At 71.5% G+C, this 18,532-nt stretch carries 21 protein-coding genes and 3 tRNA genes; 20 read left to right on the forward strand and 4 right to left on the reverse strand.

Features of this window, described 5'->3' with window-relative positions:
* Window positions 1-936 (forward strand): pirin family protein, encoded by a 936-nt coding sequence (locus J2S59_RS08760; protein ID WP_306825019.1) that lies wholly within the window; start codon window positions 1-3, stop codon window positions 934-936.
* On the opposite strand, the gene J2S59_RS08765 is transcribed toward J2S59_RS08760, so the two are convergent.
* A complete protein-coding gene (locus J2S59_RS08765) occupies window positions 925-1,596 on the reverse strand; it encodes a response regulator (RefSeq protein WP_068123606.1) in 672 nt (223 codons plus the stop codon). The two genes, J2S59_RS08760 and J2S59_RS08765, sit on opposite strands and share 12 nt — an antisense overlap.
* A complete protein-coding gene (locus tag J2S59_RS08770) occupies window positions 1,593-3,377 on the reverse strand; it encodes a sensor histidine kinase (protein ID WP_068123603.1) in 1,785 nt (594 codons plus the stop codon). Before J2S59_RS08770 ends, J2S59_RS08765 begins: the two co-directional genes overlap by 4 nt.
* A 203-nt stretch (window positions 3,378-3,580) precedes the next feature.
* Here J2S59_RS08770 and J2S59_RS08775 point away from each other — a divergent pair, with 203 nt between their 5' ends.
* The 10 genes from J2S59_RS08775 to J2S59_RS08820 all read left to right on the forward strand — a co-directional run bounded on the left by J2S59_RS08775 (window position 3,581) and on the right by J2S59_RS08820 (window position 9,935).
* On the forward strand, window positions 3,581-4,885 hold the full coding sequence (locus J2S59_RS08775) for a TolB-like translocation protein (RefSeq protein ID WP_181642460.1): 1,305 nt from the start codon (window positions 3,581-3,583) through the stop codon (window positions 4,883-4,885).
* Window positions 4,886-4,906: 21 nt separating this feature from the next.
* On the forward strand, window positions 4,907-5,278 hold the full coding sequence (locus J2S59_RS08780) for a CidA/LrgA family protein (protein WP_068123599.1): 372 nt from the start codon (window positions 4,907-4,909) through the stop codon (window positions 5,276-5,278).
* Window positions 5,275-5,979: an LrgB family protein gene (locus tag J2S59_RS08785; protein ID WP_068123614.1), complete on the forward strand. Its 705-nt coding sequence runs from the start codon at window positions 5,275-5,277 to the stop codon at window positions 5,977-5,979. The genes J2S59_RS08780 and J2S59_RS08785 overlap by 4 nt, the downstream gene beginning before the upstream one ends.
* Window positions 5,980-6,035: 56 nt before the next feature.
* Window positions 6,036-7,484, forward strand: a complete 1,449-nt coding sequence (locus J2S59_RS08790) for an amidase (protein WP_068123597.1) — start codon at window positions 6,036-6,038, stop codon at window positions 7,482-7,484.
* Between the two features lie 71 nt (window positions 7,485-7,555).
* A tRNA-Thr gene (locus tag J2S59_RS08795) sits at window positions 7,556-7,628 on the forward strand.
* A gap of 47 nt (window positions 7,629-7,675) precedes the next feature.
* Window positions 7,676-7,749, forward strand: a tRNA-Met gene (locus tag J2S59_RS08800).
* A 67-nt stretch (window positions 7,750-7,816) separates the two neighbouring features.
* Entirely contained in the window at window positions 7,817-7,987 is a 171-nt protein-coding gene (gene rpmG, locus J2S59_RS08805) for a 50S ribosomal protein L33 (RefSeq protein WP_068123591.1), read from the forward strand.
* Window positions 7,988-8,084: 97 nt separating this feature from the next.
* A complete protein-coding gene (locus tag J2S59_RS08810) occupies window positions 8,085-8,501 on the forward strand; it encodes an FAS1-like dehydratase domain-containing protein (RefSeq protein WP_068123588.1) in 417 nt (138 codons plus the stop codon).
* On the forward strand, window positions 8,498-8,899 hold the full coding sequence (locus J2S59_RS08815) for a MaoC/PaaZ C-terminal domain-containing protein (RefSeq protein WP_068123586.1): 402 nt from the start codon (window positions 8,498-8,500) through the stop codon (window positions 8,897-8,899). The genes J2S59_RS08810 and J2S59_RS08815 overlap by 4 nt, the downstream gene beginning before the upstream one ends.
* Window positions 8,892-9,935, forward strand: a complete 1,044-nt coding sequence (locus tag J2S59_RS08820; protein ID WP_068123585.1) for a UDP-N-acetylmuramate dehydrogenase — start codon at window positions 8,892-8,894, stop codon at window positions 9,933-9,935. The genes J2S59_RS08815 and J2S59_RS08820 overlap by 8 nt, the downstream gene beginning before the upstream one ends.
* Here the strand turns inward: J2S59_RS08820 and J2S59_RS08825 are convergent.
* Window positions 9,932-10,987 (reverse strand): adenosine deaminase, encoded by a 1,056-nt coding sequence (locus J2S59_RS08825; protein ID WP_068123582.1) that lies wholly within the window; start codon window positions 10,985-10,987, stop codon window positions 9,932-9,934. The genes J2S59_RS08820 and J2S59_RS08825 overlap by 4 nt on opposite strands.
* Before the next feature lie 3 nt (window positions 10,988-10,990).
* Window positions 10,991-12,295, reverse strand: a complete 1,305-nt coding sequence (locus tag J2S59_RS08830; protein WP_246360531.1) for an aspartate aminotransferase type Ic — start codon at window positions 12,293-12,295, stop codon at window positions 10,991-10,993.
* A 128-nt stretch (window positions 12,296-12,423) separates the two neighbouring features.
* Here J2S59_RS08830 and J2S59_RS08835 point away from each other — a divergent pair.
* From J2S59_RS08835 to J2S59_RS08875, 9 genes are all read left to right on the forward strand, one after another.
* Window positions 12,424-12,496 (forward strand) — tRNA-Trp (locus J2S59_RS08835).
* An 80-nt stretch (window positions 12,497-12,576) separates the two neighbouring features.
* Window positions 12,577-12,801, forward strand: a complete 225-nt coding sequence (gene secE, locus J2S59_RS08840; protein ID WP_068123578.1) for a preprotein translocase subunit SecE — start codon at window positions 12,577-12,579, stop codon at window positions 12,799-12,801.
* An 82-nt stretch (window positions 12,802-12,883) separates the two neighbouring features.
* Window positions 12,884-13,678 (forward strand): transcription termination/antitermination protein NusG, encoded by a 795-nt coding sequence (gene nusG, locus J2S59_RS08845; RefSeq protein ID WP_181642458.1) that lies wholly within the window; start codon window positions 12,884-12,886, stop codon window positions 13,676-13,678.
* A 211-nt stretch (window positions 13,679-13,889) separates the two neighbouring features.
* On the forward strand, window positions 13,890-14,318 hold the full coding sequence (gene rplK, locus J2S59_RS08850; protein WP_068123573.1) for a 50S ribosomal protein L11: 429 nt from the start codon (window positions 13,890-13,892) through the stop codon (window positions 14,316-14,318).
* A 77-nt stretch (window positions 14,319-14,395) separates the two neighbouring features.
* On the forward strand, window positions 14,396-15,109 hold the full coding sequence (rplA, locus tag J2S59_RS08855; RefSeq protein WP_220138569.1) for a 50S ribosomal protein L1: 714 nt from the start codon (window positions 14,396-14,398) through the stop codon (window positions 15,107-15,109).
* Window positions 15,110-15,428: 319 nt separating this feature from the next.
* Window positions 15,429-16,085, forward strand: coding sequence for a 50S ribosomal protein L10 (gene rplJ, locus J2S59_RS08860; RefSeq protein WP_068123567.1), 657 nt, complete (start codon window positions 15,429-15,431; stop codon window positions 16,083-16,085).
* A 60-nt stretch (window positions 16,086-16,145) separates the two neighbouring features.
* Window positions 16,146-16,535 carry a 50S ribosomal protein L7/L12 gene (gene rplL, locus J2S59_RS08865; protein ID WP_306825020.1) on the forward strand — a complete coding sequence of 130 codons (390 nt, stop codon included), beginning with the start codon at window positions 16,146-16,148 and terminating at the stop codon, window positions 16,533-16,535.
* Between the two features lie 227 nt (window positions 16,536-16,762).
* Window positions 16,763-17,716 (forward strand): ABC transporter ATP-binding protein, encoded by a 954-nt coding sequence (locus tag J2S59_RS08870; protein WP_306825021.1) that lies wholly within the window; start codon window positions 16,763-16,765, stop codon window positions 17,714-17,716.
* Between the two features lie 21 nt (window positions 17,717-17,737).
* Entirely contained in the window at window positions 17,738-18,523 is a 786-nt protein-coding gene (locus J2S59_RS08875) for an MlaE family ABC transporter permease (RefSeq protein ID WP_068121102.1), read from the forward strand.
* The last annotated feature ends 9 nt before the right edge of the window (window positions 18,524-18,532 follow it).

Genomic DNA, 18,532 nt, shown 5'->3' on the forward strand with positions numbered 1-18,532 from the left:
ATGACCGCATCCGACTGGGAGATCCTCGAGCCGCGCAAGGTGCCCCTCGGCGGACCCCGGGCGATGACCGTACGACGGACCCTGCCGCAGCGCCGGCGGTCGTTCATCGGCGCCTGGTGCTTCGTGGACCACTACGGACCCGACGACGTCGCGGTCACCGGCGGGATGATGCTCCCGCCGCACCCCCACACCGGCCTGCAGACCGTGAGCTGGCTCTTCACCGGCACCATCACCCATGCCGACAGCACCGGTGGGCGCGGCCACATCCCGCCCGGCGTTCTCAGCCTGATGACCGCCGGACGGGCCATCACCCACACTGAATACACCACCGACGACACCACCGTCCTGCACGGCGTCCAGCTCTGGGTCGCCCTGCCGGACGCCGAGCGGTTCGTCGAGCCTGGCTACGAGCGCTACGCACCTGAGCCGGTCACCGGTCCCGGCTGGACCGCGCGCGTCTTCATCGGCTCCCTGCTGGGCGACACCTCGCCGGCCCACACCTTCACCTCGCTCCTCGGCGCCGAGCTGGAGCTCGCCGCCGGCACCACGCTGGAGCTCGACGTCGACCCGCGCCACGAGCACGGCGTGCTGCTCGACACCGGCACCGTCCTGGTCGACGGCAGCGAGGTGACGCGTGACGAGCTCGGCTACCACCCACCCGGCGCCGACCGGCTGCGCATCGAGGCCACCGCGGACGCCCGGCTGATCCTGCTCGGCGGCGTCCCGCTGGGGGAGCGCATCGTCATGTGGTGGAACTTCATCGGCCGCGACCACGACGAGGTCGCGGCCTACCGGGCGAACTACCACGCCGCGATCGGGCGCGACGAGGCCGACGTCACCGACCCCGACCAGTTCACGATCGTCCCCGACGAGCGCGGCAACGACCCGCTTCCCGCCCCGCCGCTGCCCAACGGTCGGATGCGCTCACGCTCCTGAGCTGAGGTCGCCGGGCACCACGACCCCCAGCTCATAGCCGAGCACGACCGCCTGCACGCGGTCGCGCAGGTCGAGCTTGTCGAGCACCCGGGCGACGTGCGACTTCACCGTGGTCCCGCTGAGGAAGAGCGCATCCGCGATCTCGGCGTTCGACGCCCCCCGGGCCATCAGCTCGAAGACCTCACGCTCCCGTGGGGTGAGTCGGCCCAGCGCAGACTGCTCCCCACCGGGCCTGCGGTGGGAGCCGAGGAAGCTCTCCACCAACCGGCGCGTGATGCTCGGGGCGAACAACAGGTCGCCGCGGTGCACCGCACGGATCGCGTGCAGGAGCTCCCGCGGGTCCGTCGACTTCAGCAGGAACCCGCTCGCCCCGGCGCGCAACGCTGCGAGGACGTTCTCGTCGAGGTCGAACATCGTCAGCACGAGGACACGGGCCGTCGGTCGCGCGGTGATCGCCATCCGGGTGCCGACCAGCCCATCGGTGCCGGGCATCTGGACGTCCATCAGGACCACGTCGGCCTCGTGCTCGCGGGCCCGGGCGGCCGCCTCCGCGCCGTCGCCGGCCTCGGCCACCACCTCCACCTCGGGGTCGCTCTCGAGGACCGCGCGCAGCCCCGCCCGGATCAGCGGCTGGTCGTCGGCGATGACGACCCGAATCATGTCGGAGCTCCCAGGTGGGTCCGCGGCTCGGCCAGCCGGGCCTCCACCTCGAACCCGCCGTCGGGCAGGTGTCGGTAGCGCAGCTGTCCGGCGCACCGCGCCACCTGCTCCTGCAGCCCGAGCAGGCCATGGCCCGTGCCGGGCTGACCGTGCCGGCGACGTACGCCGTCGTTGCGCACCCGCACCTGCAGCCGCTCGTCCTCCTGCGTGAGCCTCACCCGGACGCCCGCGCCGGGTGCGTGCCGCACGACGTTGGTCAGCGCCTCGCTGACCACGCGGTAGGCGACGTCGGCGGTCGCGGCACTCACCGGCGCGGCCGGTGCCTGCAGCTCGATCCGCAGGCCTGCCCGCCGCATCGTCGCGACCAGGTCGTGGAGACGAGTGGCGAGGTCCTGGTCGGCGACCGCCGGGCCCAGCGCGGTCTGCAGCCGCGCCAGCTCGGTCAGCGCGTCGTCCCCGGCCTGCACCACCACGTCCAGTGCGAGGCGCGCGGCGGCGTCGTCCCGGGCCACGGCGGCGGACGAGGCGTGGAGGACCATCACGCCGAGCGCACGGCTGGTGACGTCGTGCAGGTCCCGCGCGACCGCCACTCGCTCCTCGGCGACGGCGGCCGCGACGACCTCGGCGAGGTGGTTGGCGTAGCGCTCGGAGCGCTCCGAGATCGCGGCGTACCTCCGGTCGAGGATGCGCCACGTCACCGTGCCCACGGCGGTCAACGCCAGCACGTTGGCGAGGATGGCCGCCGACCCGCCCGGCCAGGCGCTGGCCACGCCCAGAGCCGTGACGACGGTGCCGGCCAGCGCCACACCGCGCACCCGGGTCGGACGCGTGAGCACCTCTGACGTCAACAACGCGGTGGCCGCGGCGACCGGCACGTTGATCGCTTGCGAGTAGCCGACCCAGGCCAGCCCCCCGAGAGCGCACGTCGCCACGGCACACGCGATCACCGGGCGCCGGCGTAGCGCGGCGGCGCCGCACAGCACGAACAACGGCCAGGCCAGGACGGCGCCCGGGGTCGTCCACCACTCGACCAGCACGACCAGCGCCAGGCTGGCGGCGATCGCCACGCCCGTCGTCCACGCCGGCAGCACCGGGCGTACGGCGGGGGCGGCCGGCGGCGCGGTGCGCGCCGGTCCGGGACGGCGCAGCATCTGCAGGAGCACCCGCAGCTCGTCGACCGCGTCGACCCCGCGCTCGCGCAGCAGCCGGATGGTCGCCGGGGCGAGGCTCTGGCGCGCCGTGCGCGCGAGCTCCTGCATCTCGATCGTCGCGGCGCGGACCAGGGCGGCGGACGAGGCCGCGAGCCGGTGCCGCTCGGCCAACACGATCCGCTCCGCCCGCGTGGTGATCTCCTCGGCCTCCAGCCGCGCGACGCGGGCGCGCGCCTCCTCGAGCCGGTCGTGATGGCGTCGCGCGCCGGCGCCGAAGAAGTACGCCGCGGCGAACAACGGGACGCCGACGGTCTCCTGGGCGGCCGAGAGGTCGGTCGCGATGACGACGACGGCGCTCAGCGTGACGGGGACGAGCGCACGCACCGGACGGACGCCGTGCAACCCGAGCAGCGCCATAGCCCCCAGCCCCGCGACGAGACCGGAGGGATTGTCGTGCGGGATGCCGGCAGCCATGCCCCAGGCCTGGGTGGCGACCACCACCAGCGCGCCGGTCACCGGCAGCCGCAGCATCGTCAGCACCCCGGCGGCGAAGAGGAGGGGTACGGCCCACCCGGTCACGGGTTCACCGACCAGCGCGACGGCTGCCCAGCCTGCCCCCGCGACGCTCACACCGAGAGTGATCCGGCGACCCCCACCGCCCATCCTCCGGATGCTAGGCGTCCGGGCGCCTGACCACAGCCGAACGGCCGAACTGCTCCTCCTGCAGGACGAGACGGTTCGTCCTCGGAGACGATGCCGCGGGGGTGCGCGACGGGCGAGGCTCCTCGCATCCGTGGTCGGCGGCCGGACGCCGGCCGAAGAGGGGGAGCTCGATGCGATCTGCACGGGTGGCAGCAGCCGCCGTACTCGCGATGGTGGTCGGTCTGCTGACGTCGGTCGGGACCCAGATGGCTGTGCCCGAGGTCGCGCACGCGGCCGGCCCCGGCGGCACGATCGTGTTCGTCAAGGACCACGACGTGTGGCTGGTCCGACCGGACGGCACCGGCATGCGCCGCGTCACCCGGGACGGGACGTCGTCGACGCCGTACCGGTCCCCGTCCATGTCGGACGCGGGCGTCATCGCGGTCGGTCTCGGCGACGAGATCGTCCAGCTGCGGCAGAACGGCACCGTCGTGCGCCGCTTCGACCCCCAGCCCCTGAAGAACTCGGCGGGGCAGAACATCGACGGCCCCCCGATGACGGTCGCGATCTCCCCTGACGGGAGCCGGATCGCCTACGCCTTCACCGCCTATACGTGCCCCGCGGGCCTGGGCTGCGGCGTCCGCACCGCCTCCGGTGTCACCGCGTCCTCGCGGGCGACCGCGCCCACCGCGGTCAGCAGCTTCCGCAACCCGTCGTGGGTGACGAACAAGCGGCTCATGCTCCACGGTGGCTACCAGTTCCAGGTGATGCTGCACGAGCTCGGGCAGAGCCCCGTGCACTGGTTCGACGACGAGGACGTCGTCCCCGAGGGCGTCGTGGGCGAGGACCTCGACGACGCCGCGGTCTCGCGCGACGGCAGCCGGCTCGCGGTCCTGCGCGGGTACGGCGACGAGACCAGGCTGTTCCTCGCAGCCGTCAACGGCAACGTGCGCACCGGCGCACCCGGCGCGGTCCCCGACCCGACCTACCTGTGCACCACCAACGAGGACGCGAACCTCGCCTCCCCGAGCTGGGGGCCGGACAATCGCTCGGTCGTGGCCGCCGAGACCGGCGGACTGACCGTCATCACCGAGGGCAGTACCTGTGAGAGCAACGTCAACCGCAGCATCGCCCCCGGCGGCTCCCAGCCGCACTGGTCGCCCGCGGGCCTGCAGTCAGGGACCAAGCCGTCGCCGACGCCGCCCCCGGCGACCAAGAAGAAGCTCGTCCTGAAGCAGCGCCCGGTGATCAAGGGCGTCCCCCGCGTCGGACGGAAGGTCCGCGTCACGACGGGTCGCTGGTCGACCAAGCCGCGGGCGATCGCCTTCCGCTGGTTCCGCGGCAACGCCCCGATCAAGGGGAAGGTGGGCGCACGCAAGGTCTATCGGGTGCGCCCCGCCGACCGCGGGCGGAAGCTGTCGGTGCGCGTCAGCGTGAAGACGCCCCAGCACCGGCTCACCCGGGTGCGGACCAAGGCGGTGCGCGTACGTCGCTGACGGGTCAGGCATGATCGGCGCGTGCTGATCGGACTCCTCGCGCTGCTGCTGTGCCAGCTCGGCGGGGAGACCCTGGTCCGCCTGACCGGCGCCCCGCTGCCGGGTCCGGTGGCGGGGATGCTGATCCTCCTGGCCCTGCTGGCGCTGCGGCGTCCCGACGAGAAGTCGCCGGTGTTGCAGGCCGCCGACGGTCTGCTGACCCACCTCCAGCTGCTGTTCGTGCCGGTCGGCGTCGGCATCATCACGGCCGCGGCGATCTTCCGCGACGCCCCGGTGCCGTTGATCGGTGGCCTCGTCGGCGCCTGGGCCGTCGGGATCGTCGTGACCGGCGTCGTCGCCGCCGTACTGCTGCGCCTGCAGGCGATGCTCGTCGACCGGTGGCGGGCCCGATGAGCGAGCCGTTCACCAGCACCGTCCTCTTCGGCCTCACGCTGACCCTCGGGGTCTACGTCGCCAGCCGGACGGTGTGGGAGCGCACGGGCAAGCCGGCGATCCTGCAGCCGGTCATCGTCTCGATCACGGTGATCGGCGCCATCCTGCTGGCCTTCGACGTCGACTACGCCGACTACTTCGTCGGCGGCTCGCTCATCCACTTCCTCCTCGGGCCCGCCACCGTCGCGCTCGCCGTACCCCTCTACCGCCAGCTCTCCACCCTCCGCTCGGCCGCTCTCGCCGTGCCCGGCGCGGTGGTTCTCGGGTCGGCGGCGGCGCTGGCCGCAGCGGTCGGCATCGTGCGGCTGCTCGGGGGAGACGAGGCGCTCGAGCTGAGCATGGCGCCGAAGTCGGCCACCACGCCGGTCGCACTGTCCCTCATCGAGACGTACGGCGGGATGCCCGCGATCACCGCGGTGCTGACGATCCTCACCGGTGTGCTGGGCGCGTTGTTCGGTCCGTGGGTCCTCGACCGGCTGGCGATCCGCGACCCCCGCGCCCGTGGGCTCGCCGTCGGCACCTCGTCTCACGGCATCGGTCTCGCCCGGATCCTCGGGGGCCACCCGGTCGAGGGCGCCTACGGCAGCCTGGCGATGGCGCTGACCGCGCTGACCACCTCGCTGCTGATGCCGTTGATGCTGCCCTGGTTCGGCCTGGCCTGACCGATGGCTGACCGACGTGACCCGTGAGTAGCCCCGGGCCACTACGCTGCGGGGCCATGTCGACGCAGCCCGGTCCCGGCTCCCTCCCGCGCACGATCCACGCCTTCACCGACGACGCCCTCGGCGACGACGACGCCGTCGGGTTGGTCGCCCGGCTCGCGACCCGCGAGGTGGCGCCGATCGAGCTGGTCGAGGCCGCCATCGCCCGCGCCGAGCGCGTACAGCCGGTGCTCAACGGACTGGCGTACGCCGACTTCAACCGCGCCCGCGCCGAGGCTCGTGGCGTCGTCTCCTCGTTGGCGGGCACGTTGCTGCACGGGATCCCCACGCTGGTGAAGGACAACGTCGATGTCGCGGGGTGGCCGACGCAGCACGGCACCGGCGCGTTCACCTCCCGTCCGGCCGCGGCGCACGGCGACTTCACCGAGCAGCTCCTCGGCACCGGCCTGGTCCCGCTCGGCAAGAGCCGGCTCTCGGAGTTCGGCTTCTCCGCGAGCGCGGAGTACCCCTCCGGCGACCCCGTCCGCAACCCGTGGTCGACCAGCCACTCCTCGGGCGCGTCGTCGGCCGGCTCGGCGGCGTTCGTCGCGGCGGGCGTCGTACCCATCGCCCACGCCAACGACGGCGGCGGCTCGATCCGCATCCCGGCCGCAGTCTGCGGTCTGGTCGGCCTCAAGCCCACGCGCGGGCGCCTGCGCGCGGACAAGCTGACCCGGTCGATGCCCGTCGGCATCGTCCACGAGGGTGTGGTCACGCGCTCGGTGCGCGACACCGCCGCGTTCCTCGCCGCCGCCGAGCGGGAGTACCGCAACCTCCACCTCTCCCCGCTCGGCCACGTCGAGGGTCCCGTCCGGCGCCGGTTGCGCGTCGGGCTGGTCGTGAACTCCCCGTTCCGGACGACCGACGAGACCACGGAGCGCGTCGTGCGGGAGGCGGCGGCGATGCTCGCCGACCTGGGGCACGACGTCCGCGAGGTGATACCGCCCGTGCCGGCGTACTTCGAGGAGGACTTCGTCCTCTACTGGGGCTCCCTGGCGCTGGCGATGACCGCCGGCGGCAAGCGGATGCTCGACGCCTCCTTCGACACCGCCCTCACCGACAACCTCACCCGCGGACTGGCGCGCGCGTCACGACGGCGCCTGCACCGGCTGCCGTTGGCGATCGCCCGGCTGCGGGCCAGTACCCGGGTCGCGGCGCGGTTCTACGAGCGTGAGCACCTCGACGTCGTCCTGAGCCCCGTGCTCGCCCACACGACGCCCCGGCTGGGGCACCTCTCGCCGACCGAGGACTACGAGACGATCATCGCCCGCCTCACCGACTGGGTGAGCTTCACGCCGCTGCAGAACGCCACCGGCGAGCCGGCCCTCTCCCTGCCGTTCGGACAGGACTCCGAGGGGCTGCCGGTGGGCATCCAGCTGGCCGGACCGAAGGGCGCGGACCGCACGCTTCTGGAGCTCGCGTACGCCGTCGAGGAGGCTCGTCCGTTCCGCCGGATCACGGCGTGACGAGCGTCATTCCACGCGGGGGGCCCTCGATTTCCGCTCCGGTGGGGGCGTGTGTATTCTTCTCGGCTGTTGCCCCTTTAGCTCAGTCGGCAGAGCGTCTCCATGGTAAGGAGAAGGTCTACGGTTCGATTCCGTAAAGGGGCTCTGGGGTAGGGGTTCTCGCCCGGTTGGGTGAGCCGCTCCGTCCCGGTGGCGGGGTAGCTCAGACGGTTAGAGCGCACGACTCATAATCGTGAGGTCGCGGGTTCGATACCCGCCCCCGCTACTCTTGTGTGCGGCAGGTCCTCTGCCGCCACCACGCACCACGACGACGACGAAAACGAGGCAGCACCGTGGCCAGCAAGAGCTCTGACGTCCGCCCGAAGATCACCCTTGCGTGCGTCGAGTGCAAGGAGCGGAACTACATCACCAAGAAGAACCGGCGCAACGACCCGGACCGCATGGAGATGAAGAAGTTCTGCCCGCGGTGCCGGACGCACACCGACCACCGCGAGACCCGCTGAGCGAAGCGCGCACTCGCAGTCAGGGCGGTCACCCCATCGGGGGTGGCCGCCCTGCGGCTTTTCGGTGGTCGAGCTTGTCGAGACTAGATTGACACCCATGAGCCTGGGCCCCGATCTGGTCGGACGCAGCTATCCGCCGACCGCTCCCTACCGTGTCAGCGCCGAGAAGGTCCGAGAGTTCGCGACCGCGGTGGGCACGGCGTACGACGGTCCGGCCGGCCCCGTCACCCAGGTGCCGGCGACGTTCCCCATCGTCCTGGCGTTCGCCGCGATGAACGACTTCCTCGCCGCCGAGCAGGTCGAGCTCGCCCGCATCGTCCACGGCGAGCAGCGCTTCGCCTACGAGCGTCCCGTCGTCGTCGACGACGTGCTCACCGCGCAGCTGACCATCGCGTCGCTGCGCCAGATCGGCGGCAACGACATCATCGGCACCCGCAGCGAGATCCACGACGCCGACGGCGCACTGGTCTGCACCGCGGCGGCCACCCTCGTCCACCGCGGGGCCGACGCATGAGCGGCTGGGAGGCGGGCGCACAGCTGCCCGCGCACACCTACACGATCACCCGCGCCGACCTGGTCCGCTACGCCGGCGCCAGCGGCGACTTCAACCCGATCCACTGGTCCGACCGCGTCGCCGCCGCCGTCGGCCTGCCCGGCGTGATCGCCCACGGCATGCTCACCCAAGCCCTCGCCGCCCGCGCGGTCGCCGACTGGACCGACCACGCCGAGGTCCTCGAGCTCGGCGCCAAGTTCACCTCTCCGGTCCAGGTCCCCGACGACGACACCGGCGTCGAGGTGACCGTGGCCGCGACGGTCCAGAAGGTCGACGGAGACCGCGTGACGCTCGCGCTCGAGGTGACGTCGGGCGGCGCCAAGGTGCTCGGTCGCCCGACGGCGGTCGTCCGTGCCTGAGGTCCCCGGACCGGTCGCCCTGCGCGACCACACCACCTTGCGCCTGGGTGGTCCCGCACGCCGCTGGGTGCGGGCCGAGACGACCGAGGAGCTGCTCGCCACGGTGCGCGACTGCGATGGCGCCGGTGAGCCGGTTCTCGTGCTCGGTGGGGGGAGCAACGTCGTCGTGGCCGACGCCGGCTTCGACGGCACGGTCGTGGAGGTCGCCACGCGCGGCGTCCACCCCGACGGCGAGCGCGTCGAGGTCGCGGCGGGGGAGGGGTGGGACGCCTTCGTCGCCGGCGCCGTCGCCAGCGGCTGGGTCGGCGTCGAGGCGCTCACCGGCATCCCCGGAGCGGTCGGTGCGACCCCGATCCAGAACGTCGGCGCCTACGGACAGGAGGTCGCCCAGACGATCGCCGCGGTCCGGGTCTGGGACCGCGAGAGCGCCGTCGTGCGCACGTTCGCCGCGGCCGACTGCGGGTTCGGCTACCGCACCAGCCGGTTCAAGACCGAGCGGTACGGCGACGGCAGCGGCAGTCGCTACGTCGTCCTGACCGTCACCTTCCAGCTCCGCCCGGGCAGCCTGGGCGCCCCGGTCGCGTACGCCGAGCTCGCCCGCGCGCTGGGGGTCGAGGTGGGGCAGCGCGCCCCGGCCGCCGACGTGGCCGCGGCGGTGCGGCGGCTGCGCGCCGGCAAGGGGATGGTCCTCGACGCCGCCGACCACGACACCTGGAGCGCCGGCTCGTTCTTCACCAACCCGCTGCTCGGCGCCGACGAGGCGGCGCGGCTCCCCGAGGGCGCCCCCCGCTTCGCCCAGCCCGACGGGACCGTCAAGACCAGCGCCGCCTGGCTCATCCAGCACGCCGGCTTCGCCCCGGGCCACGGCGATGGCCCCGCGACCCTGTCGACCAAGCACACGCTCGCGCTCACCAACCGCGGCCACGCCACGACCGGCGACCTGCTCGCCCTGGCCGCCGAGATCCGCTCCGGCGTGCAGCAGCGCTTCGGCATCACGCTGCACCCCGAGCCGGTGCTCGTCGGCTGCTCCCTCTAGGGAGCCGCAGCGAGCCAGGCGTCGATGTCGGCGAGCGCGCGCTGCTTGACGTCGTCGGGGGCGCGGGAAGCGAGGAACGAGCTGCGCGCGAGGTGCGCCAGCGTCGCGTCGTCGAGGTCGTGGGCGGCGCGCATCGTGGCGTACTGCGCGGCCAGCCGCGAGCCGAACAGCAGCGGGTCGTCGGCGCCGAGCGCGATGGTCGCGCCGGCCGCCAGCAGTGTCGGGAGCGGCACCGACGTCAGGTCGGAGTAGACCCCCAGCGACACGTTGGACGTCGGGCACACCTCCAGCGCCACCCCACGGCGTACGACGTCGTCGAGCAGCGCCGGGTCCTCCGCGAGGCGTACGCCGTGCCCCAGCCGCCCCGCGCCGAGCGTCTCGACACAGACGCGGGCGTGCTCGGGGCCGCGCAGCTCCCCGCCGTGCGGCACCAGCAGCAGACCGGCCCGCTCGGCGATCCGGAAGGCCGGGGCGAACTCCGTGGTCGTGCCCCGGCGCTCGTCGTTGGACAGCCCGAAGCCGACGACCCCGCGGTCGGCGTACTGCGCGGCCAGCCGGGCCAGCGCCCGCGCGTCGAGGGGATGCCGCGTGCGGTTGGCGGCGATCACGAGCGCCATGCCGAGCCCGGTGGCCTGCGAGGCCTCGCGCACGGCGTCGAGCACCAGGTCGGTGAACGCGGTGATCCCCCCGAAGAGGGTTGCGTAGCCGCTGGGGTCCACCTGGATCTCCAACCAGCGCGAGCCGTCGGCGACGTCGTCCTCCGCGGCCTCCCGCACCAGGCGGCGTACGTCGTCAGGCGTGCGCAGCACGGAGCGGGCGACGTCGTAGAGCCGCTGGAAGCGGAACCAGCCCTTCTCGTCGGCCGCCGACAGCGTCGGCGGCCAGTCCTCGACCAGGGCGTCGGGCAGGTGTACGCCGTCGCGGGCGGCCAGCTCGAGCAGCGTCGCGTGCCGCATCGAGCCGGTGAAGTGCAGGTGCAGGTGGGCCTTGGGCAGCGCGCGCAGGTCGCGCCGGGCACCCGTCCCGGCCTCAGCGCCCCCGTGCCCCGTCACGCCTCAGCCGTTCGCGTCGAGCAGCTTCTCGGCAGCGGCGAGCAACACGCACGTGGTGACGCCCTCCATCGCGCGGGCGACCTCCTCGGGCGGCGGGAACGTCGGCGCGAGCCGGATGTTGCGGTCGCGCGGGTCGAGGCCCTTCGGGAACGACGCCCCGGCCGGGGTCAGCGCGATGCCGGCCTCCCTGGCCAGCTGCACGACCCGCGCGGCCGTGCCGTCGAGCACGTCGAGGCTGAAGAAGTAGCCGCCCACGGGCACCTTCCACTCCGCGACGCCGAGCCCACCGAGCCGCTCGGTGAGGATCCGGTCGACCGCGTCGAACTTCGGGGCGATCAGCTCGCGGTGCTTGACCATGTGGGCGCGCACGCCGTCGGCGGAGCCGAAGAACTGGGCGTGGCGCAGGTGGTTGACCTTGTCGGGTCCGATCGCGCCCTTGCCGAGATGAGTGGTGTACCACTTCACGACGTCGGTCGAGGCGGCCAGGAAGCCCACGCCCGCGCCGGCGTACGTGATCTTGGAGGTGGAGGCGAACACGATCGGCCGGTGCGGGTTCCCCGCGGCCTCGGCGAGCCCGAGGATGTCGGCCGAGGCGGTCTCCTCCTCGGTGAGGTGGTGCAGCGCGTAGGCGTTGTCCCAGAAGATGGTGAAGTCCGGGGCGGCGGTCGGCATCGACGCGAGCCGCTCGGCGACCGCCGGCGAGGTGATGGTGCCGGTCGGGTTGGCGTACGTCGGCACCAGCCACATGCCCTTGATCGTCGGGTCGTGCGCGACGAGCTCGGCGATCGCCTCGGCGTCCGGGCCGTCGTCGTTCATCGGGACGGTCACGGTGTCGATGCCGAACCAGTCCAGCAGCGTGAAGTGCCGGTCGTAGCCCGGCACCGGGCACACGAACGTCACCTTCTCCTCGGCCGACCACGGCCGCTCGCTCGTCACGCCGCCGTGCAGCCACAGGTAGCTGAGCACCGAGCGCATCATCACGAGGCTGGAGTTGTCGCCGGCGACCAGCTGCTCGACCGGGGTGCCGAGGAGCTCGGCGAAGATCGCGCGCAGGTCGCGCAGCCCCTCGAGCCCGCCGTAGTTGCGCACGTCGGTGCCGCCGGAGTCGGTCGTCCCGCGCGGCAGCGTCAAAAGCCCGTCCGACAGGTCGAGCTGGGCGGCGGCCGGCTTGCCGCGCGTGAGGTCCAGCTTGAGGCCGGCGGCGCGCAGCTCGGCGTACGCCGCCTCCTGGGCGCGGTGGAAGGCCGTCAGCTCCGCAGCGGGGAGGGCGGACAGGGGACCGTCGGGACGGGCAGGGGACTCACTCACGCCGGCTATCGTTCCAGAGCGCGGCGCGCGGGCGCGAACCGGTTCGGTTCGACTTTGGCTGGGAGCTCCCCGTAGACTCCTTCCTCGGTGTCTTCGGCCCATGCTTCGGCATGCCCGCACGACGCCGGAGGGCACTAGCTCAACTGGCAGAGCATCGGTCTCCAAAACCGAAGGTTGGGGGTTCAAGTCCCTCGTGCCCTGCGAGAACCGCAGGAACGACCCAGCAGCGACGAAGCAGCAACGACGTGCGCGCAGTGCGCGACACAGGAGAGGTGGCAGGAGTGTCGGAGAGCCGACCGATCCCGTCCTCCGACGGGAAGAAGCGCACCAACCCGGTCACGTTCTACCGCCAGGTCGTCGCCGAGCTCCGCAAGGTGGTCTGGCCGACCCAGAACCAGCTGGTCACCTACTTCATCGTGACGATGGTCTTCGTCGTCGTGGTGATGGCGATCGTGTCGCTCCTGGACCTCGGCTTCGGCCGGATGGCGTTCTGGATCTTCGGCTGACCCAGCCGAGGACCATCGGCCCGGCGCCCGGCGCCGGCCGAGACCCCGCAAGACGAACGAAGGTGACAACGACGTGTCCGACGTGCCGCACTCAGACGATCAGCTCGACCAGCCGCAGGCCGAGGTCGACGAGCTGAGCGCTGCCTCGGCCGACGCCGACGCGCCCGCCGAGGAGGCTCCGGCCGAGATCGGCGAGACCGAGGTTGCCGACGAGGACCCGGCCGAGACCGAGGACTCCGTCGACGACGGACCGGTCGACCCGCTCGAGGAGTTCCGCGACGCGCTCTGGGCCAAGCCCGGCGACTGGTTCGTGATCCACACCTACTCCGGCATGGAGAACAGGGTGAAGGCGAACCTCGAGAACCGCATCACCTCGCTGAACATGGAGGACTACATCCACGAGGTCGTGGTCCCCACCGAGGAGGTCGCGGAGATCAAGAACGGCCAGCGCAAGCTGGTCAAGCGCACCGTCCTCCCCGGCTACGTCCTGGTCCGCATGGACCTCACCGACGAGTCCTGGGCCGCCGTGCGGCACACCCCGTCGGTGACCGGGTTCGTCGGCCACAGCCACCAGCCGGTGCCGCTGAGCCTCGCCGAGGTCGAGAACATGCTCGCCCCGTCGGTGGTCGCCGCCGCCGAGGCCGCCGCCACGCCGGAGCAGCGCGCCGCCGGTGGTGCCGTGCCGAACCAGAAGCCCGTCGAGGTCGCCGACTTCGACGTCTCCGACTCGGTCATGGTCGTCGACGGCCCGTTCGCGACGCTGCACGCGACCATCACCGAGATCAACGCCGACACCCAGCGCGTCAAGGCCCTGGTGGAGATCTTCGGCCGGGAGACCCCGGTCGAGCTCTCCTTCAGCCAGATCCAACGCGTCTGACCCGAGCGCAGCGAGGGTCAGGCAAAGCGTGGGAGGTCGAGTAGCGTCGACGGAGCGCCGCAGCGAAGCAAGGCGCACCGTGACGCGTATCGAGACCCGGTGAGCAAACCGCCCACCAGCACCACCGTCCGCAAGGACAGCACCACCAGGCAACACGAAGTGGCAGGGGGATCGACCCCCGTCAGGACCACGTGAGAGAAAGAAGAAGCACATGCCCCCCAAGAAGAAGATCGCCGCACTGGTCAAGGTGCAGCTGCAGGCCGGCGCGGCAACGCCCGCCCCGCCTGTCGGTACGGCCCTCGGCCCGCACGGCGTCAACATCATGGACTTCTGCAAGGCCTACAACGCCCAGACCGAAGCCATGCGCGGCAACGTCATCCCCGTCGAGATCACCATCTACGAGGACCGGACGTTCGACTTCATCACCAAGACCCCGCCGGCCGCGGAGCTGATCAAGAAGGCTGCTGGTCTGTCCAAGGGCTCCGGTGTCCCGCACACCGACAAGGTCGGCAAGCTGACCAAGGACCAGATCCGCGAGATCGCCACCACCAAGCTCCCCGACCTCAACGCCAACGACGTCGAGGCCGCGATGAAGATCGTCGAGGGCACCGCCCGCTCCATGGGCGTCACGACCGACTGATCCACCGCCGCACCGACCCGCACCTGTGGAAGGGCCGCGCTGGCCCGCACCACACCTGGAAGAAGAGAGACCAGATCATGCAGCGCAGCAAGACCTACCGAGCAGCCGCCGAGGGCATCGACGGCGACGAGCTCTACAGCCCCCTCGCCGCCGTCCGCCTCGCCAAGGCCGGCAGCAAGAAGAAGTTCGACGAGACCGTCGACGTGGCCATGCGTCTCGGCGTCGACCCGCGCAAGGCCGACCAGATGGTCCGCGGCACCGTCAACCTGCCCCACGGCACCGGCAAGACCGCCAAGGTACTGGTGTTCGCCAACGCCGAGAAGGCGGAGGCGGCGCGTGAGGCCGGCGCCGACATCGTCGGCGGCGACGAGCTGATCGAGAAGGTCGCCGGCGGGTGGCTCGACTTCGACGCCGTCGTCGCGACCCCCGACATGATGGGCAAGGTCGGTCGCCTCGGCCGCGTCCTCGGCCCCCGCGGCCTCATGCCCAACCCGAAGACCGGCACGGTGACCCCCGACGTCGCCAAGGCCGTCACGGACATCAAGGGCGGCAAGATCGAGTTCCGCGTCGACCGGCACGCCAACCTGCACTTCATCATCGGCAAGGCGTCGTTCTCCGAGACTCAGCTCGCGGAGAACTACGCCGCCGCCCTCGAGGAGGTGCTGCGGCTCAAGCCGGCCAGCTCCAAGGGTCGCTACATCAAGAAGATCACGGTCTCGACCACCATGGGCCCCGGCGTCCAGGTCGACCCGAACCGCACCCGCAACGTCGCGAGCGACGACGAGGCCTGAGCCCGCGTCGTACGCCCGCTGCGAGCCCCCGCCGGACCTGGTCCGGCGGGGGCTCTCGCGTTCCGGGGGCGGCCGATTTGGTCCTGGTGGCCAACCGCCGTATCGTTCACCGCTGGAACCAGAGACCGCCGGTCGTCGACGTCGCCCCCTGGGTGACACAGACAGAAGGTCCCGCTCGCGAGCGGGCGACCTGCGCAGGAGCCAGAGAGTGAGTACGCCGTGTGCCTCCGGGTGCGCAGCCCCCACGCCCTGACGCCTGCGTCGGGGCGTTTTTCGTCTTCTCCGGACGGTCTCGTCAGACAGGTACGGAAGGAGACCCATGGCGCGGCCAGACAAGGCAGCAGGCGTCGCGGAGATCGTGGACTCGTTCACGGAATCCGCCGGTGCCGTGCTGACCGAGTACCGCGGTCTCACCGTCAAGCAGCTGCAGGAACTGCGGCGAGCTCTCGGCGAGAACGCCTCCTACGCCGTGGTCAAGAACACGCTCACCAAGATCGCCGCCGAGCAGGCGGGCGTCGACGGTGTCGACGACCTGCTGGTCGGCCCGACCGCCATCGCCTTCATCAACGGCGATGTCGTCGAGGCGGCCAAGGGTCTGCGTGACTTTGCCAAGGCCAACCCCTCCCTCGTCATCAAGGGCGGCTTCCTCGAGGGGAAGACGCTCGACGCAGCGGAGATCGCGAAGCTGGCCGACCTCGAGTCGCGTGAGGTCCTCCTCGCGAAGCTCGCGGGTGGGATGCTCGCTTCGCTCAGCCAGGCCGTCTACCTGCTCAACGCCCCGCTCGCACAGGCTGCCCGGCTCGCCGGCGCCCTGCAGGCGAAGGCAGAGCAGGACCCCTCGATCCTCGCCGGCGGTGCCGGAGAGCCGGCTGCTGCGGCACCGGCCGAGGAGACCGCTCCCGCGGAGACGACCGACGAGACCCCTGCAGCGGAGGCGTCCGACGACGCACCCGCCGAGGAGTCGACCGAGGCCTGAGCCTCACCTGCACGACCAGCACGCACCACTAGTCAGAACCAGACGGAAGGAACCGCCACCATGGCGAAGCTCACCACCGACGAGCTGCTCGACGCGTTCAAGGAGATGACCCTCCTGGAGCTGAGCGAGTTCGTGAAGCAGTTCGAGGACGCCTTCGGCGTCACCGCCGCTGCCCCCGTTGCAGTTGCCGCGGCTCCGGCCGCCGGTGGCGGCGGCGACGCGGCCGAGGCCGCCGAGCAGGACGAGTTCGACGTCGTCCTCGAGGCTGCCGGCGACAAGAAGATCAACGTCATCAAGGAGGTGCGCGCCCTCACCAGCCTCGGCCTGAAGGAGGCCAAGGAGCTGGTCGAGAGCGCCCCCAAGGCGATCCTCGAGAAGGTTGCGAAGGACGCTGCGGAGAAGGCCAAGGAGGCCCTCGAGGGCGCCGGGGCCACCGTCACCCTCAAGTGACGCGGTCGCGGTCGGCTCGCTGACCGCACCTGTTCTCGTACGACGGCCGCTCTCCCCCTCGGGGGAGGGCGGCCGTCGGCGTCTCCCGCCGCAGGTCACAGCTCGGTGACGCACCCCCGGGAAGGGTGACGGATGAGGAGTGACCCGCGTAACTTAGCCCCGGGCTACTCGTTGGTATGAGAGTCGTGCCTACAGGTGGCAAGCCGTGAAAGAGGGAGGGTGCGCCCGTGGGCGTGGAGATCAAGGTCGAGCACCTCACCAAGAGCTTCGGCAGGCAGCTGATCTGGAAGGACGTGTCCCTCACGATCCCGGCCGGCGAGGTGTCGGTCATGCTCGGCCCCTCGGGCACCGGCAAGTCGGTCTTCCTCAAGGCGCTCATCGGACTGCTGAAGCCCGACGAGGGCTCCATCGTGATCGAGGGTCTCGACATCGCCTCCTGCTCGGAGAAGGACCTCTACGAGATCCGCAAGCTCTTCGGCGTGCTGTTCCAGGACGGCGCGATGTTCGGATCCATGAACCTCTACGACAACGTCGCGTTCCCGTTGCGCGAGCACACCAAGAAGTCCGAGTCCGACATCCGCGGCATCGTGATGGAGAAGATGGAGCTCGTCGGCCTCATCGGCGCCGAGGACAAGCTCCCGGGCGAGATCTCCGGCGGCATGCGCAAGCGGGCCGGACTCGCGCGCGCACTCGTGCTCGACCCCGAGATCCTGCTCATCGACGAGCCCGACTCCGGCCTCGACCCGGTCCGCACGTCGTTCATCAACCAGCTCTTCATCGACCTCAACGCCCAGATCGACGCGACCTTCCTCATCGTGACCCACGACGTCAACACCGCGCGCACGGTCCCCGACAACATCGGGCTGCTCTACCACAAGCACCTGGCGATGTTCGGGCCGCGCGAGATGCTGCTCAGCTCTGAAGAGCCGGTCGTCCGGCAGTTCCTCAATGCCCAGACCGTCGGTCCGATCGGGATGAGCGAGGAGAAGGACGCCGACGAGCTCGAGGCCGAGCGCGACCTCGAGATGCCGCCGCTCCCGCCGATTCCGCTGCAGCTGGAGCCGTCCAGCGGCATCCGCCGTCGCTCGCAGCGCGAGCCCGGTGAGTGGTGCCGTGCCAACGGCGTGACGCCACCCCCTGGATCCTTCCAGGCCAACATGTCCCTCGCGCCCGGCGCCTGACCCCACCCCACTCCCCACACCATGGCCACACTCACGGCGAGCCGCGCGCTCGCCCCGCTCGGGACCGCCGGGTCGTTGTTCGCCTTCGCGCTCGACGTCCTGCGCAACCTGTTCCGGCGACCCTTCCAGCTGCGGGAGTTCCTCCAGCAGGCCTGGTTCATCGCCTCGGTCACGATCGTGCCCACGGCCCTGGTCGCGATCCCGTTCGGTGCGGTGATCGCGCTCCAGGTAGGTGGTCTGATCCAGCAGTTCGGGGCCCAGTCGTTCACGGGATCGGCGTCGGTGCTCGCGGTGGTCCGCAACGCCGGGCCGATCGCGACCGCACTGCTGGTCGCCGGTGCCGGGGGGTCGGCGATCGCCGCCGACCTGGGTGCGCGCAAGATCCGCGAAGAGCTCGACGCGATGATGGTGCTCGGCATCGACCCGATCCAGCGGCTGGTGGTGCCGCGGGTGCTGGCCTGCATGCTGGTCGCGGTGTTCCTCAACGGCCTGGTGAGCGTCGTAGGCGTCATCGGTGGCTACTTCTTCAACGTGATCCTGCAGGAGGGCACACCCGGCGCCTACCTCGCCTCGTTCACCGCGCTCGCCCAGCTCTCCGACGTCTGGCAGGGACTCGCGAAGGCGCTGGTGTTCGGCATGATCGCGGCGATCGTGGCGTGCTACAAGGGCATGAACGCCAAGGGTGGCCCCAAGGGGGTCGGTGACGCGGTCAACGAGTCGGTCGTGATCACCTTCCTGCTGTTGTTCGTCGTCAACTTCGTGATGAGCGCGATCTACCTGCAGCTCGTCCCACCGAAGACAGGATGAGGGGGGAGT

This window comes from Nocardioides massiliensis (assembly GCF_030811215.1).
Taxonomy (GTDB): domain Bacteria; phylum Actinomycetota; class Actinomycetes; order Propionibacteriales; family Nocardioidaceae; genus Nocardioides_A; species Nocardioides_A massiliensis.